This is a genomic window from Thermococcus sp. GR5 (genome assembly GCF_012027535.1).
GTDB classification, from domain to species: domain Archaea; phylum Methanobacteriota_B; class Thermococci; order Thermococcales; family Thermococcaceae; genus Thermococcus; species Thermococcus onnurineus.
This window is the reverse complement of the sequence record NZ_SNUN01000005.1, coordinates 1-15726: the sequence shown is the minus strand read 5'-3', so window position 1 is coordinate 15726 and position 15726 is coordinate 1. Positions and strand designations below refer to the sequence as shown.

The following is a 15726-nucleotide window of genomic DNA, read 5'->3' as shown; positions in this document are numbered from 1 at the left end:
CTCTCCGCTTCAGCTCTCTCCGTATTTTTGCTCCCTGAGTAGGGTCTCCCTGTGCTTGATGTAGTAGTAGAGTATCACGGCCCCCATCATAATCCAAAGGACAGCGCTTATCTGCCAGACAGGGAGGCGGTCCATCAGAGCCCCCACAACCACAAGGCCGAGAGGCGCGGATAGGTTTATGAGCAGGGCAAGGGCGGAGAAAACCCTACCGCGGAGTTCTGTGGGAATAGCACGCTGTATCTTGGCGTTGAGGGGAACGTTAATCAGCGCGTTGCTAAAGCCCCACAATATGGACACTCCGGCGAGGGTAAAGAATGCAATGGTCGTGGCAAGCTCTGCATAAGGCGAGACCACCCATATGAAGACTAACATCATGGCGCCGTTGAATGCAAGCGCCTTGAAGAACAGCCTACCCGGCCTCTTCAGCTTCACGGCTATGAGGAGGTTGCCGAGGAGCATGCCGCCCATGAAGGCGCTTTCGAGCAGTCCAAACTGCTGGCTGGAAAACTTGAGGATCTCCCTGAAGGAGTAGGGCATTATAACCGCGCCGAAGGGCTGACCGAGTGCATTCATGAAGAGGGCGAAAAACATGAGAACCATGAGGTAGTGACTGGAGCGCAGGAACGCTATTCCCTCCTTTATGTCCTCGATGACCTGTCTGGCGCTCTCAAGCTCCCTTGTCTTCCACTCGTAGTGTATTAGAGCTTCAAACAGTCCGGAGCCAAAGAAGCTCACCGCGTTTATGAGCAGGGCGAGCTTTATTCCGCCGAAGGCGTAGATGAAGCCACCCAAGGCCGGGCCAACGAGCCTCGCTATTATTGAGAACGAACTCACCGTGGAGTTTGCCTTCTCCAGCTCTTCAGGCTCAACGAGATCCGGAAACATCGCGCTCGTGGCGGCCCCAAAGAACGTCCCCATGACCGCCATGACGACCTGAATTGTGAGTAGCTGGTAGATGCCGAGGAAGTTGAACGCTATGACCGCGAAGAGGAGAACTCCCCTCGCGAGGTCAAAGCCCACCATGAGCTTCTTTCTATTGTAGCGGTCACCTATCACACCCGCGAACGGCATTATAATGAGGGAGGGAATGATGTCCGCTAAAACGAATAGCGTCATCATGCCACCACTGTGGGTCTGGTCGAGCACGTAGAGCGGCAAAGCGACTTCCTGCACCGCCCAGCCGAGCTGCGAGATGAAGCGGCCGACCGCGAAGAGCCAGAAATTCCTGTTGAGGCTCATTCTCTGCCCTCCACATTACATCATTCTGTAATTGAGTAAGTAAAAAATTGGATTGCTAGACTAGCTCCACCCTTACTTCCCCGTTCACCGTGCTCACACTGATATTGAAGGTTCCAGCTCCAACAACCGGGTCCTCGGGGTCGATGCCAACTAGCTTTACGTCGCCGTTCACCTTCTTGACCCTGATCTTGGCATCGCAGAAGTCCGTGAGGCGAAGCGTGACATCACCGTTCACGCAACTCACTTCAACGTCGTCCTCCAGCTCCTCGATAGTCAGTTCGATGCTCCCATTCACCGTTGAAGCTTTCAGAGGGCCCGCAACCGGAAGATGAGCCCTTATCTTGCCGTTCACAGTTTTAAGTCTCCCCGCCTCGCACTCTTTAAGGGTTAGCATTCCATTTACGGTGTTGGCCTCATCAAAGCGGACTCCCTCGGCTCTAAGCGTCCCGATAACTGTGTCCACTCTCAAAGTTACTCCCCTTGGAACCTTCAGTGTTATCTCGGCCCAGCTGTCCTTCCCGAGTCTGTTAAAGAACCTTCTCCTTGGTTTCTCCTTGATTATCAGGGTTTCGCCGTTTAGATCTGAATCAACCCTCACATCGTCTCCGTGAAGCTCGTAGGCAAGTTCCACATAGCTTTCGTCCCAACTTTCTACCCGCGTTTCCGCGGCAACGAGGTGGAGTTCGATTCTTCTAACGCCGTCAAACCTCACAGCCATCCCTCCAGTGGGCCGGAACAAAAATCGAGGAGGGATCCCTCGCTCCCCTCGAACACCGGCGTCTCTCTCTTGAGCTTCATCACCCATCACCCTAAGAACTCCATCAGCTCATCCAGGAGCTCCTTCACGCGTCTGCTAAGCCTCGCCCTGTCTATGCCAAGGCCCTCTATCAGCTCCGTGCTCTGTTCCTCCACGATTTCCTTGGCCTTCACCATAACGAGCCTGTAGGCATCTTTGTTCTCTACCGTGTAGCTCTTTCCACCAGCCCTTATGCGAACCTTTCCTTCCTTGGCCGAGATCACCACATCCTCGATGCGTATCTTTGCCCTTCCCCTGCCCACAGTTATCGAAACCTCTCCGGAGCGGAGTGAGACGTGGTCTCTCCCGAGGGATAGGCTCTCGCTTCCGCTTTTGTAGAGAACCTTCTCGCCGTCAACCTCTATTGAGTATTCGTCCGTCTGAATCCTCAGCCTATCTCCGACCTTGGTGAGCTGGAAGCCGTTGGCGAGCTCCCTGATGGTGAGCATCTCGCTCGGCGGTCTCTCGGGGTGTCCCTCGCGGAACCTCATAGGGCCTATCTTGACATCGTGGCCGCTTGGGGTTTCTATGACCTCTATGAAGGGCAGTTTAACGTACTCAAAACCATCCCCCTCGTAGACCTTGATGAAGCCAAGGTCAACCACCGTATCCCCCTTGCCCCTCTTGTAGAGCCTGTCCGGGTTTATCAGCTCGTTTGCCCTTTCCACGAAGGATGGATCGGGGGAGGTCTTCTTTCCAGTTATGTTCTCAGACGTCCAGACGGCAACTGGAGAAATCAGCTTCTTCCGTACGGCTCCAAGCGGGGTTTCTGCCTCGACTGTGAATTCCCCATCCAGAACCCAGCCAACCTTTTTCCTGCCAAACCTGATGGGATACGCTTTACCGCTCCCCCTGAGCTTCACGTCGCCGAAGTCCGCCCCGTTGAACTCGTAGGCCTTCTTCTCGACCTTTATATCGAGCTTTTTCTCGTCGAACTTGGCCATCAGCAGACCCGCGATGGTCAGTACAACCGCGTATGCAAAGGCCGTTCCAGCGTATCCGCTGAGGGTCTTCGACATGCCGAGCCACTTCCCGAAGAACAGGAAGACGCTCGTCCAGAAAGCACCCTTTGCCAGCGCAAAGATTATCCCGCTCAGCGTTACGCCAAACCACTTCCCCACACTCAGCAGCTCGAAGGCAAATATCAGGCCTATTATCGCGTAGACCATGTAGTCGTTGTACTCCTCAAGCCTCAATGGCCCCTTGAACAGCCAGAGAAGCAGCAAAACGGCTGTAAAATCCTTCAGATACTCAGCGATCTTAAACCTTGGACTCTCATGTGCCACCACACGGTACTTCCACTCAAAACTCATTCTTCCACCTCCTCAAGGGCAGTAATTATCTCGAGCAAACGCAAAAACAAACGACCGTCGGGCGATATCTCGTACTTGTCACCTTTCCTGACCATCCTCGTTTTGACGAGAAGCTTGAGATGGTGTGAAACGGTGGGGCTCTCCACACCCAGCGCTTCCTTTATCTCCTTGAAGCCCATCGGCTTCTCGGAGAGCATCTTGAGGATTCTAATCCTATCGGGGTTTGCCAAAGCCTTCAGCGTCCTTGCTGCCTTTTCCTCGTCGAGCTCTGGAAGGCTCTCGAGCTTCTTTTTGAGACGCATCTTGATGGAAAGCATGACCTCGTCCACGGGGTCGATGCTCTCCTCGAGCGCCTCTAACCTCTTCTTCAGCTCCTCGAGCTGGGTTCTCAGGTCTTCCATGCTACCACCAGGTACAGATTTTTGTAGTACAATTTTCTGTACTCAAATAGTGCGTTTAGTATATAAAAATTTATCGGTTCAATATGCCAAAAACGTTTTAACGCTCAAATCTAAATCGTTTCCATGAACATCGTCCAGATGCTCGCGCTCATAATCATCGGCTACGTCCTTAAGCTCGTCCTCAAGGATGAGAAGCCCTTCAACTACCTTAGAATCCTTGTAAACGACTTTCTCCTGGCCCTCTTTATCTTCGGCAACGTGGCAAGCAAGGATCTAGCCTATCTCCTCAGCATAAAGACAGTTTTTATGTACGTGTTCATTATCGTTGGTCTCAGTCTGAGTCTCTCCTATCTCTACGGCCGCCTCTTCCTGAAAAGCGACGAGCTGTGGGCAGGTGCGCTGATGGTGCTTTCCGTCTATCCGAACACCGCTGCCCTTGGCTTCCCCATAGCGAGCCTTTTCCTTGACGACATAACGCCGGCGATACTATACTCCACCACCAACTCTATGATAGTGCTTCCAATCGTTACCTTCATAGCCGCCCACTACTCCAGCGGCGGAGCCTCGGTGAAGAAGAGCTTTCTAAAGGCCCTTAAGTTCCCCCCGACTATGGCAAACCTGCTCGCCCTGGGGCTTGTGATAGCAGGAGTGAGAGTTCCTGATGTCATCCTTGAACCGATAAAAACCATTGGCTGGTGGAGCATCCCGTTGCTTCTCATCTACTTCGGATCGAGGATTACCTTCAGCCGCTTTGAGGTGAGGAAGCTCTTGGAAGTTGGAACGTTCAGAATAGTTGTGCCCTTCCTGTTCGTGTTCCTTACTCTGCACTTTGCTAGTAAAGACATCTTCTACTCTGTTCTTGTCGAAGCCTCGATGCCGCCAGCAATAGCGGCCAACGCTATTCTGGCACAGTATAAGCTCAAAGCGGAGGAGGCAATAAGCGTGACTTTTGTACTGACATTGACAGCTATCGGGCTCTTCATGGTTCTTAGGGCACTCGGGGTCTGAGGACTTCCAGTGGGGTTTTAAATCTCAGCGATGAATCTCCAGCGGTGATTAATATGGAGAGAGTCGTCAGGATACTCAAGGAGATTTTGGAGATACCCTCCCCGACGGGATACACTCAGGAGGTTTTAGCCCACATTGAGAAGCTCCTGAACGAGAACGGCGTAAAGACGTACTACACCAACAAAGGGGCTCTGATAGCTGGCAATCACTCGGAGCCGGAGCTTGTGATAGCGGCCCATGTTGACACCCTCGGGGCGATGGTAAGGGGAATACTTCCTGACGGACATCTGAGCTTCACCAGAATCGGCGGCCTTCTCCTTCCGACGTTTGAAGGGGAGTACTGCACAATAATCACCCGCTCGGGCAAGCGCTACCGCGGAACGCTACTCCTTAGGAACCCGAGTGTTCACGTGAATAAGGAGGCAGGAAAGAAGGAACGCAAAGAGGAGAACATGTACATCCGCCTGGATGAACTCGTCGAGAAGAAGGAAGACACCGAGAAGCTCGGGATAAGGCCCGGCGACTTCATAGCCTTCGATCCGAAGTTCGAGTACGTGAACGGCTTCGTTAAGGCTCACTTCCTCGACGACAAGGCCAGCGTTGCGGTTATGATAGACCTCATGCTTGACCTTGGAGCGGAAACCCTCGAAAAGCTCCCCGTGGCGTTCTTCTTCTCGCCCTACGAGGAGGTCGGCCACGGCGGTTCGGCGGGTTATCCGCCGAGCATGAAGGAGCTTTTAGTCGTGGACATGGGCGTCGTTGGCGAGGGCGTTGCTGGCAAAGAGACTGCCGTTTCAATAGCGGCTAAGGATTCAAGCGGCCCCTACGACTACGGCATGACGACGAAGCTCATCGAGCTGGCCGAGAAGCATGAAATCCCCCACGTCATCGACGTCTTCCCCTACTACGGCTCCGACGGTTCAGCGGCCTTAAGGGCAGGCTGGGACGTCAGGGTTGCACTCATCGGGCCGGGAGTTCATGCCAGCCACGGCATGGAGAGGACTCACGTCAAGGGGCTTAAGGCGACGAAGGATCTGGTGAGGGCATACATTGAGAGTAAATACCGCCTTGAATGAATGTACTTCTATTTCTTCCCAATTTATCTAGAACCTTTAATGAGTGTATTACCAACTTGTTCGTTACATATGACTATGTTAAAAGAAAATTTTTATACTTGAGCGACCCAATTTTGCTTCTGGTGACGGATCTAATGAAAAAGTGGGCCTCAGTGGTCATTATACTTCTGCTTTTTGGAGCAACTGCCATGGGAGGATGTATACAGAGAGACAGCATTCCTAGATCAACATTAACTTCTCCAATAACATCAGAATTTGAACATTGTAATACAACATCCAAGAAAAGCTCCTCTGATCCTTTTCCTTTGGAACTGTCAGATGATACAGAGAATACTGTTTTCCAAGAAGATAGTTCCATCCATTTGAACCTAACTGCTCAAGAAGAAGCAAACCTTAGGGAATGGGTCCAAAATTTCACTGAGAGTCTAAATAAGAGTGTCTCCAAATATGGTTATGACAATTTAACTGTAGTGTTGGCAATGCAAATTGGAAATCTATCTAAGCTTCCAGAATGTGACAATATCTCGGAATACGGGGATCTTATGGGATACCACGATAATGTTTCCAATTTGAACGTTCTTCTTCATGAGTACAAAAACCTCGCAGAAGGCATCTTAAAACAGTACGAAGTACAACTTCCCTATTTGAACGATAAGGAGATCGATGAATTCATAGGAAAAGTGGAACCTTCAAGTGTTGAGAACATGATTATGGCGTGTGGTCTTATCAACGATTATAATGGGCTTATAGAGTCTGCGAGAAAAGTAGAGCTAGGAAAAAGAGATACATATACGGAGTTTTACATGCGCTTATTCATTGTGGTGCTTAAAATAGTCTTCATTAAGGAGAATCTAACGTATAAAGTATCCTATAAAGTTGTTGGCAAACTTTTCTGGAAGACTCGGTTGTTCCACGTAATATATAGGTATGGAGGTGTCACTGCTCTGAAAGTTGCAATGAGTGTTACCCACTGGGAGTTTAGAGGCTTGATAAACAAGTACCTTGATGAATTTGGAAACAACCCTTCAATGGTTTATTCCCTCATATCCAATACCAGTGATCGCGAGCAGCTTGAAAAATTCTCAGAGTCTTTTATAAATCTCGTTAAAAATGAGACTGTGGCATTGAAAAATATTACTTCAGATATTGCCGATAAAATTGATAATTTATTTGGATCCAGTGAAAACGGATAAATTTCACTATAGCATGTAAAATTAGAAAAGAAATGATAGGCTCTCACTCAATCTTAGCCCCACAAACAGGGCAGAACTTCGCTCCCTCAGGAACTATATGCCCATTTGGACAGCGGTGGATCTGGTGTCCGCAGTAGGGGCAGAAGCGTGCTCCTGGGGGGAGGGGCTTGCCGCAGTAGGGACATATCTCCTGTTGCTGTGCTGCTGGAGCAGCTGGCTGCTGCAGCTGAGCGGGCGGAACTCCAGCTCCGGCATAGGGTTGAGTCGGCTGTGCGGGAGGCTGCATCAACTGCGGGATGAGCACCATTCCTGTGCCCATAGCCGCTCCAGAGCTCTTTCCGAGCTCCGCTGCAACTTGCTTGGTGGTGTCCATCTGCATGACGTATTGAGCGTTTCCTGTCTGCATAATCCAGAAGAGCCTCTGGCGCCACTCGTCGGTCGTGTTTACCCCCCCAATCTTGACGTCAACCAGCTCAAGGCCGAGCCGCCTGAAGTCCTCTATGAGCTTGACCTTGACCTGTGTGCTGACCATATCAAGGTTCTGGAAGAGGTCGACGATTGAGTAAGCCGAGAGGTGCTTCATCATGCCCTCGTTGAAGTAGGCCCTGATGAACCTGGTGACATCATTAGCGTCGTAGAGGCTCTGGCCGCCGACGACCTCGGTGATGAAAAGCACGGGATCGGCCACCTTAAACCAGTAGACGCCGTAGTACTTTATCGGAGCAAGCTCCCTTGTCTGAGTCTCTCCCCCATAGCGTCCCTGGAACTCCTTCATGCTGACAAAGATTACCGTCGCCTTAAACGGGCTGTTTGAACCGCCGACGAGCTTGTAGAGGAGCGGGAGGTTCTGGGTCGTCAGCGTGTGCCTCCCAGGGCCGAGAACGTCGTATATTTTGCCGTCGCGCATGAAGACTGCCACTTCATACTCGTGGACTATCAGCTGGGCACCCCACTTGATGACCTCGTTGGGGTAGCGCCAGATTATCTCGTCTTCACCGGGGTTGACCCACTCTATGACCTGCACCATTTCACTCACCTCTCAGAATCATGCTTCTGCCCTCAACTGTGTCCTCAAACTCTCTAATCTTGTCATCGAGATTCAGGACTTCCACGCCGAGCCTTGCGGGGTCAGAAACTGCACCCCTTATAACCCCAGCCATCTTGGCGATCTCCTCAGCGAGCTCCACCATCCTTGCGTCGTACTGGATGAGCTTTTCAAGCTCCGGCTCCTTCACCTTTACCCTGTCAAAAAAGCCCGCATACCCCGCCTCAGCGTGCCTGACCTTACCCTCAAGCATTACCAGTCTCTTGCGCAGGTTATCTATCGCCACTAGCTGGCCGCAGCTCACCATCGCACACCTCTGAAGGGCCCTTTCGAGCTCTCTTCTCGCCCCCGCTAGTATTTCGGCCACCTTTTCCCTAACAAGCCTGTCGTCTTCCCTCAGGAGCTCCTTCTTCTTGTACCCATGAAAACCGGGTATGACCAGCTCAAGCTTTTCCCATATCGAAGTCTCTTTCCCCATTCCAACACCCCCTAAACTGTGCGGAAATAAGCATTCTCTTTGTCCACCCTCATGACTTCACTTACCACCCTTTTGCTGACGGAGCCTTTGGAGAATATCCCCGCGGCACCGGCAACACCGGCGACAAGAGCACCCAAAAGTCCAATCCCATTGCCGGTTGCTGTGGCGGCGATTAAACCGATGAGAATGCTGTCCCCGATAACTCCGAAGCCCAGGATCGTGGCTTTTTTCCTCGCCTCGCTCATGAGGGGGTACTCTCCCCTCACAACCCGCCCGTCAGTACCGTCAACGTAGTTCCTAAAGGTCTGCCCTCCGTACTCGTAGTGCACCTCCCAGACGGGATAGTGGACGAGACCGAGGAACTTCACTTCAAGCTCAAGGTCGCCTATCCTGCTCCCTTCCCCCTTGGCCTCCCACTTAAGGGCAGTTTCGAGGTTGGAGCGTGCTATGGCCTCTGCCTGCTCCTTCGTCATTTCCGGCTCGTAGTACTTTCCCTTCTTTACTACACTCTCCTCAAAGAACCTCTTTCCCCTGACTGGAAAGGGATAGTTATGCAGGAGGACTTTAAGGGGAGAACCAGCGGGAATTCCGAGGAAGCGGACTTCTTCAACGGTTTCCTTTGAGCCGCTCTTCCCGTGGAGGTAGAAAAAGTAAACCGGAACCCAGTGTAGCTCTTTTTTCGTGACCTTCGCCCCCGTTATGTCCGCTGGCGCACCGTACTGCCTCGAAAGGAACTTGAGGAGCTTTCCGGCTGGATCCTCCTTCATGGGTGGGAAGAAGAAGTGCTCGATGAGCTCTTCACTCGTCTTTACCCTAAAGGTTGTCCCGCAGTAGGGGCAGGTAGCCACTGAGACCGTATCTGGAACCTTAAACGTGGCGGAACACGTAGGGCAGGTAACCTCCATCATCACACCCCCCGGAGGCTGGAGCTCTCCCTCTCAATTCTCTGGCCCTCAAGGACTTTGCTTCCAGCGAACCAGCTCAAGGCGGCGCCGCCGACTATGGCCAGGACTGCAAAGACCAGCGACTCCGCAATTGCCCCGGCACCGAAGGCTGCAATGAGGGTCCCAATGCCGACCCCCGCAAGGTATTGGGCACGCCTAACCGTGCTCATGGGCTCCGTAGCCGCGACGTCCTTTCCATCCCAGCCGGCAAAGACTGTCTGGAAGATGGAGTTGCCGTAGCGGTAATATACAGTCCACATGGGCAGGAGGAGAAGCCTAACGTTTTCAGGTTCCCCAGCAGTAACATCAAAGCGAAGTATTCTGTCGGACTTTTTGGCAAATCTGTCTCTAATAATGTCTATTGCATCTTCGTGCATCATGAGTTCTGCATGGTGCTCGTCCATCTCGGTGTTCAGGATTTCAAGCTTTATCCGCCCCCACTCGTCCTCTTCAAGGTCAAGAAGTCTTTTTCCGGAGGGTCGGGTCTTGGAGTAGTGGGTTATTAGGTCATCAACGCCAAAACTCCTTACCTGCCTCCTTGCAGAACCGAGAAGGCGTAGGGTTTCGTCCACCCTCTCTCGATAGCGGCGTTCTACCGTGCGACAGTGCGTCCTCCCCTGAGAATCGGTGTGACATTTTGTCTCCTTCTTTATGTACTCAACGGTGCCCTCTACGTGAACCTTACCCTCCCAGTAGGGGGCGTAGTGGCCTTCTATCCCCACGATTTCTATCTCGTCCTTGATGCGCTTTAAGTCGAAGTCTTTCCCAACACGCTCCCAGAAGGCTTTGGCTATGGCGTTTTTGTCCAGAGAAGGAACGATGTAGATGTGCTCAGTCTTCAGGTTGCCGCTTATGTGATTTGGATGGCCGCAGTAGGGGCAGATAGCGACTATCGTTTCAGGAGAGACCTCGAGAGGCGCACCGCACCTCTCACATTTAAAGCCGTTCATAGTGCACCACTCTCTGTATTAAATGGATTTCTCCGTATTTAAGCATGCCGCACCCAGACTCTAAACTGTTTTCAGTTACGACTTCAAAAACTAAAAGTGCACAGAGCAGTAAACCTAGGGCTGTGTGTTTCACAGGCAAAGTAGTGTTATTAGGCCCAGTGGGTTATCCAGCACACAGATTAACGATTACCTAAGCTTCTTTACAAGTTCGACCAACTCCCAGAGATCCTTCACGTAGTAATCTGCCCCATCAGCCTTTCCGAGACGGGTAACGTTGGCCACCCTCATTCCCGCACGATGACCGGCCAGAACATCATGAGCACTATCGCCGACCATCAGAGCCTCTTCTGGCTTGAGACTGAGCGCCCTGAGGGCTTTCTCCACGAGGTAGGGATTCGGCTTAACCCCATCGAGATTGGAGTAGTCCTTGCCGTAGACGACGTCGAAGTACTTCCTCAGGTCGAAGAGGTTCAGAACGAACTCGGTGCAATCTTGGGAGGCGTTGCTCACTGCAGCAAGCTTCAGACCCATCTTCCTCAGGTCTCCCAGAGCATCAACGTCAGGGAAGGGCTTTATTCGCCCGAGTTCCGCCATTCTTTTGCGGTATTCAAGGTTTACCTTGTCAACAATCCGCCAGAACTCGACGTGGTTGATGCCGAAGCGCTCGATGTAGCTCCTCGGCAGCTCGCCTGTTACGGTCTTTTTGTAAGTCTCATAATCCAGTTCGATGCTATGCTTTCTTAAAGCGGGCATCACCCAGTTCTCGTACCATTCGCGGTGATCGTAGCCCTCATAGTAGACGAGGGTCTCATCCACGTCGAAGATTATCCCCTTAAGCATGCCTCAGCCTCCTGGACTGTTCATCACTTTACCGCGAAGCGCGGTCTCAGCCGGTTGATCCTTCTTCATCGGCAAAGGGAGTAGGAAAAAGAGGTTAAAAGGTTTCAGAACAGCTCCTCGAGCTTGACGTCTATCTTGTCCGGGTTGAACGGAAGGACGTGCCTGGTGGTCTTCGGGGAGTAGACCTCGCCGCGCTTGACGAGCTCCATGACCTCTTCCTTGCTCGGGGCCTTCCTGATGAAGACGTAGTCAATCTCGCCCTTTGCCATGTCCTCTCTGGCGTCTTCCTTGAGACCGTAGTAGATGAGCTCAATCTTGCCCTCAACGCTCATCTCGTCGAGAACCTTACTGACCTTCTTCTGCTCATCAAGGCCGCCGGGGATGGCAAAGCTCTTTTCGCCGACGAGGGCGAATGCTATCTCGTCCTTCTCAGCCTTCTCCTCGGCCTCTGGGTCCTCGATGACTTCAAGACCCTCGGCCTTGAGCCTCTCGAGAACCTCCTCAAGACTGCCCTTGAAGGCAGGGTACCAGGTGTAGACCTTCACATCGTCGCTGAAGTAGTCGAGGATGACCGACGGGGCGCGCTTGGCGCCGAGCTTCTGAAGGCCGGCCCAGCGGTGGTGACCGTCAACGATAAGGTACATGTCCTCGCCCGGGACCTTCGCGAGGAGCATTGGCTTCCAGAAGAGGCCGGAGCCGGTAACGCTCTCGATGAATGCCTCGAGCTCCTTCTGGACGAGCTGCTCGTGGGGCTTCATCTTGTCGAGCTCAATAAAAACGTAATCGACCTTAATCGTGGGGATGTCGTACTTCGGAACCTTTTCAACTCCCATTACCGCGACCTCCTTCAGTATTAAACCTGCAGACGAAAATCGAAGTAGAGGATAAAAAGGCTTTCCTTGTTTTACTGCCAGGTTAAACCGATGATTATGCATCTCACCTGGCCCTCACATGAGGATTTTCCGGAACAAGGGTTAAAACCTTGAGTGATGATATGACCCTGATGAGGAACGTCGCTGATTTACCCCTCCACGGCGGCCACGTTCCGCCATGGCTGGCCCAGAGGATGAGGAAGCTGACGCGCTTAGTCCTAATTCTCGCCGTCGATGAGTACGGAACTAAAGGTCTTTTGGAGAGGCTCTCAGACCCGGTGTGGTTTCAGGCCTTCAACAACGTCATCGGCATGGACTGGGACTCCTCTGGGAGTACGACGGTAACGGCTGGGATGATAAAGGACGCCCTCTGGCGGGAGGAGCTGGGCGTTAAGGCCGCTGGCGGAAAGGGCAAGAAGAGCAGGGCAACGCCGGAGGAACTGAAAACCATAGCAAAGATCTACGACCTCGACCCGACTCCATACATCAGAACGTCCAGGCTAGTGGCAAAGGTCGACACCGTGGCCCTCCAGACTGGCTATCAGCTGTACCACCACGTCTTCTTCCTCGACGAAGAAGGCAACTGGGCAGTGATACAGCAGGGTATGAACGAGACCGAGAGGATGGCTAGGCGCTTCCACTGGTTTGACGCTGAGGTTTTCACCCTCGACCCCCACAAGGGGATTGCAGGTTTAAAAAGGGAGTTCGCGCTGAACACTGTCTCGAAGGAGGCCAGGGAATATCAGAAGACGCTTCTAGATATCATCCAGAAAAAGCCCGTGAAGATAGAGCGCGAGCTTGAGAGCCTCAAGGCTATAGCGAAGGGCTACCGCCCGCTTGTCTACTACAAGCCGCGCGACGTCGATGAGGTCTCCCTTCTCAGGAGATACGAGAGCCTCGGGCGGCTTGAGCTTAACAAGAGAGCCCTTGAGTTTGCCCGCGAGCTGAGCGTGAATAACTACGAGGAGCTTCTCCTCCTGAAGGGCCTCGGCCCGAGCACGCTGAGGGCTCTATCACTTGTCCTTGAGCTCGTCTACGACGTTCACCCGAGCTGGAAGGACCCGGTAACACACCCGCCGGACCCATTCAAGTTCACCTATGCCGTTGGTGGCAAAGACAGGGTGCCGTTCCCGATCGAGAGGAAGACCTACGACGAGCTGATAAGCTTCCTCGAAAAGCTCGTCGAGAAGAACCCAGGGGAGAAGGCCCTTGTCCGCAACGTGACGAAGATAACGAAGAACTGGAAGTTCCCGGAGGAAGAGAAGAGGGCGACATGATAAAACAGAGGACAAAATGAAACGGTCGTATTCTCGCTACTTCTTGGCTAAGCATAGAATTACCTTCATGTTGTCCCCCTCTATCCGCCCCTTAACCCAAAACCTGTTGTAGGTTCTCAAGTCAGAAACAATCTCCCTGCTGTCGGTTATCTGAGAATATATGTAATCAACGAACTCGTCGTGGAATAGAGGGTTGTAGTGCTCGGTGAAATCCGGAAACGTAGTTTTCCACGTAACTCCATCAGAGTAACCATACGGCAAATACGTAGCAGTATCAAGGTTAGAAATCTTTGAGTCCAGCTGCAAGTTTGGGAACTTTCTGATGAACTTTGCCCTCAAATCTGAGATAAGCCTTGTTAAATCAGCCTCTGAGAAAGTGTAATCGTATTTCTTGAATTCTTCACCAGTCAGAGTTCCCACGTAGTCAACAACAACTTTTCCTGACTCCAATCTTGCCTCATAGACCTTTGCAGAGGATATTATCAAATTCCTTAAGGTTCCGTCAGAGTACTCGCTGCGCCAATAGGCCCAATACTTCCAGTACGTCCCTAAATCCATTATTGGTGGATGCTGGTCTATCATAAAGAACCGCCCATTAATTTTTATCGCAGTGGCTGCATGTCCCATCGGATCGTTTGAGAAGTCAATTTCAAATATGTATACTGGAGAATAGTTCATTGCCAAGAGCAGACCTGCAGTCAAGACAGCGTAATCCACGCAAACCCCCGAGCCACTCTGAATAGTCTCAGATGGCTTCTGTATCTTAGTCGATCCCAAACCGTGGTATTTTGCCCAATCGTATTGGATGTGTTGATCCTCCCACGCCAAGATATTCCACGCGCTCTCCTGCAGAGTCGAGCCCTTTAGTTGGGATGCCAGAGGTTCCAAGGCTCGGAACTCATCCGGATCGTTGAGGTAACATTCCAATGCAGCCCCCAACGAATAATCCGCCTTGGAGCATGCAACTGCAGTGGATGCCAGCGACTTTACGGATGTCACTTCTTCAGTGGAGTTCTCCACTGTGCCCCAAAACTCCAAAATCTTAGCCTCAATATCGTCGGGAATAGACTGCCGCACAAGCCGTCCATTAGTATGACTCAGATCGTAGATGGCAAATAATGCCAAAAACACCAACATGAACCCAAAGAACTTTTTCCAAGGGAGCTTCCATTTTCGCTTTTTCTTAGGCTTTTCTTGTGAGGGTGTTGGGGAGAAGGTTCTTTTATTAGTTGTGGGACCAATTTTTCTTTCCGACCCCGAGATGGACTTTCTAGCTAACCTTCTGTTCACTCTACTACCAATACCCTCTTTTTTCTTCTGTTTTTCCAGTTTTCGTCTGAGCTCCTCATCTCGTCTCCTAATTTCAACTGCCTTGTTGATGAAGTACTCTTTCCTCGACTCCAGATAGCCATTGAGTCCAAGATACGCCTCTACTTTCATGGCCATTTCCCATAAATTGGACATTATCCTACTCTTGCTGTCGTTGTCAGGAAGTTTAGCTTCAATCCGGATCATAATTTCAAGAAGGGAATCCAGAATCTCGGCACCACGCTCAAGAAAATCCCCTCTATAGTTATACCAGAGATTATTTCTCCACTCTTCAAGCTCTGATGCAAACGTATCACTTAAAGTATGATCCACCCAGTGGATACTGGTATAACCATCACGACCATATAAGACGCGATTGTTAGAACGCAAAGAAGCGATGATCCAATTCAAGTATGGGTTGATAATTCGTGTAATGAGATAATGGAGATCCTTCTCGGGCATGATAGAACCTCCCAATCAGTCGTAAGGAAGTCCACAAGTGGTTGTTACGAAGAACTATAAGAAAGTTTCGGCCTCTAGAATACTAGTGTTACAATTGAGCATGCCTTTAATTAAATCTTAACACATTACATTAGAAGAAAGCTGACGAAAAGTAAGGCACGGGGAACATGGACAAATAGTTGCATATTCTCCCAACAAGGTTATGGGGGATTTCTCGAGGGGTGCTGTTCGTATGAGAAATTCAACGCAAAACGCTCCTTTACATAGTGCACTATCAGAAAATCAGCATTTTAGAAGTCTTCTGGCGCCCGTAGGGCGCTGTTTAGAGTTGAACACTCCAAAACCGCCCGTTGAATAGTAGTCCATTTGTAGTTTGACAGTTTTTAAGAAGAGACGCACGAGCCTTGATCAAACTCTGCGGGACTGGCGTCCCTCGCGTTGAGCTTCGCTCGACGTCGCGCAGGCGAAGTTACCAGGGGTGTGGGGGCGGTAGCCCCCCGGAGGTTTAGGAGAAAAACGGGGTT

The 15726-nt window shown here is 51.4% G+C and carries 15 protein-coding genes; 4 read left to right on the top strand and 11 right to left on the bottom strand.

The genetic code is table 11. The features are described from left to right. Positions 1 to 9: 9 nt before the first annotated feature. The 4 genes from E3E33_RS05860 to E3E33_RS05845 all read right to left on the bottom strand — a co-directional run bounded on the left by E3E33_RS05860 (position 10) and on the right by E3E33_RS05845 (position 3749). Entirely contained in the window at positions 10 to 1239 is a 1230-nt protein-coding gene (locus E3E33_RS05860) for an MFS transporter (RefSeq protein ID WP_167711734.1), read from the bottom strand. A 55-nt stretch (positions 1240 to 1294) separates the two neighbouring features. Continuing rightward, the gene (locus E3E33_RS05855) at positions 1295 to 1957 is read right to left on the bottom strand and encodes a DUF4097 family beta strand repeat-containing protein (RefSeq protein WP_167711735.1); all 663 of its coding nucleotides are present in this window, start codon (positions 1955 to 1957) and stop codon (positions 1295 to 1297) included. Between the two features lie 86 nt (positions 1958 to 2043). After that, a complete protein-coding gene (locus tag E3E33_RS05850) occupies positions 2044 to 3348 on the bottom strand; it encodes a hypothetical protein (RefSeq protein ID WP_167711736.1) in 1305 nt (434 codons plus the stop codon). Continuing rightward, positions 3345 to 3749, bottom strand: coding sequence for a helix-turn-helix transcriptional regulator (locus tag E3E33_RS05845; RefSeq protein ID WP_167711737.1), 405 nt, complete (start codon positions 3747 to 3749; stop codon positions 3345 to 3347). Before E3E33_RS05845 ends, E3E33_RS05850 begins: the two co-directional genes overlap by 4 nt. 123 nt (positions 3750 to 3872) lie before the next feature. Here E3E33_RS05845 and E3E33_RS05840 point away from each other — a divergent pair, with 123 nt between their 5' ends. From E3E33_RS05840 to E3E33_RS05830, 3 genes are all read left to right on the top strand, one after another. Further along, on the top strand, positions 3873 to 4757 hold the full coding sequence (locus E3E33_RS05840; RefSeq protein WP_167711738.1) for an AEC family transporter: 885 nt from the start codon (positions 3873 to 3875) through the stop codon (positions 4755 to 4757). A 53-nt stretch (positions 4758 to 4810) separates the two neighbouring features. Further along, on the top strand, positions 4811 to 5833 hold the full coding sequence (locus E3E33_RS05835; protein ID WP_167711739.1) for a M42 family metallopeptidase: 1023 nt from the start codon (positions 4811 to 4813) through the stop codon (positions 5831 to 5833). Between the two features lie 98 nt (positions 5834 to 5931). Beyond that, positions 5932 to 7026, top strand: coding sequence for a hypothetical protein (locus tag E3E33_RS05830; protein ID WP_167711740.1), 1095 nt, complete (start codon positions 5932 to 5934; stop codon positions 7024 to 7026). Positions 7027 to 7069: 43 nt separating this feature from the next. On the opposite strand, the gene E3E33_RS05825 is transcribed toward E3E33_RS05830, so the two are convergent. The 6 genes from E3E33_RS05825 to serK form a co-directional block, all read right to left on the bottom strand. Beyond that, positions 7070 to 8053 carry an SPFH domain-containing protein gene (locus E3E33_RS05825; protein ID WP_167711741.1) on the bottom strand — a complete coding sequence of 328 codons (984 nt, stop codon included), beginning with the start codon at positions 8051 to 8053 and terminating at the stop codon, positions 7070 to 7072. Between the two features lies 1 nt (position 8054). Continuing rightward, positions 8055 to 8549, bottom strand: coding sequence for a hypothetical protein (locus E3E33_RS05820; protein WP_167711742.1), 495 nt, complete (start codon positions 8547 to 8549; stop codon positions 8055 to 8057). Positions 8550 to 8560: 11 nt separating this feature from the next. Further along, positions 8561 to 9454 (bottom strand): hypothetical protein, encoded by an 894-nt coding sequence (locus tag E3E33_RS05815; protein ID WP_167711756.1) that lies wholly within the window; start codon positions 9452 to 9454, stop codon positions 8561 to 8563. Positions 9455 to 9456: 2 nt separating this feature from the next. Beyond that, on the bottom strand, positions 9457 to 10443 hold the full coding sequence (locus E3E33_RS05810) for a hypothetical protein (RefSeq protein WP_167711743.1): 987 nt from the start codon (positions 10441 to 10443) through the stop codon (positions 9457 to 9459). 186 nt (positions 10444 to 10629) lie between these two features. After that, a complete protein-coding gene (locus E3E33_RS05805; RefSeq protein WP_167711744.1) occupies positions 10630 to 11283 on the bottom strand; it encodes an HAD family hydrolase in 654 nt (217 codons plus the stop codon). Between the two features lie 104 nt (positions 11284 to 11387). Continuing rightward, positions 11388 to 12116, bottom strand: coding sequence for an L-serine kinase SerK (gene serK / locus E3E33_RS05800; protein WP_167711745.1), 729 nt, complete (start codon positions 12114 to 12116; stop codon positions 11388 to 11390). 170 nt (positions 12117 to 12286) lie between these two features. Here serK and E3E33_RS05795 point away from each other — a divergent pair, with 170 nt between their 5' ends. Continuing rightward, on the top strand, positions 12287 to 13432 hold the full coding sequence (locus tag E3E33_RS05795; RefSeq protein ID WP_167711746.1) for a DUF763 domain-containing protein: 1146 nt from the start codon (positions 12287 to 12289) through the stop codon (positions 13430 to 13432). Positions 13433 to 13468: 36 nt separating this feature from the next. On the opposite strand, the gene E3E33_RS05790 is transcribed toward E3E33_RS05795, so the two are convergent. Further along, positions 13469 to 15202 carry a transglutaminase-like domain-containing protein gene (locus E3E33_RS05790; RefSeq protein ID WP_167711747.1) on the bottom strand — a complete coding sequence of 578 codons (1734 nt, stop codon included), beginning with the start codon at positions 15200 to 15202 and terminating at the stop codon, positions 13469 to 13471. Positions 15203 to 15726 lie beyond the last annotated feature (524 nt).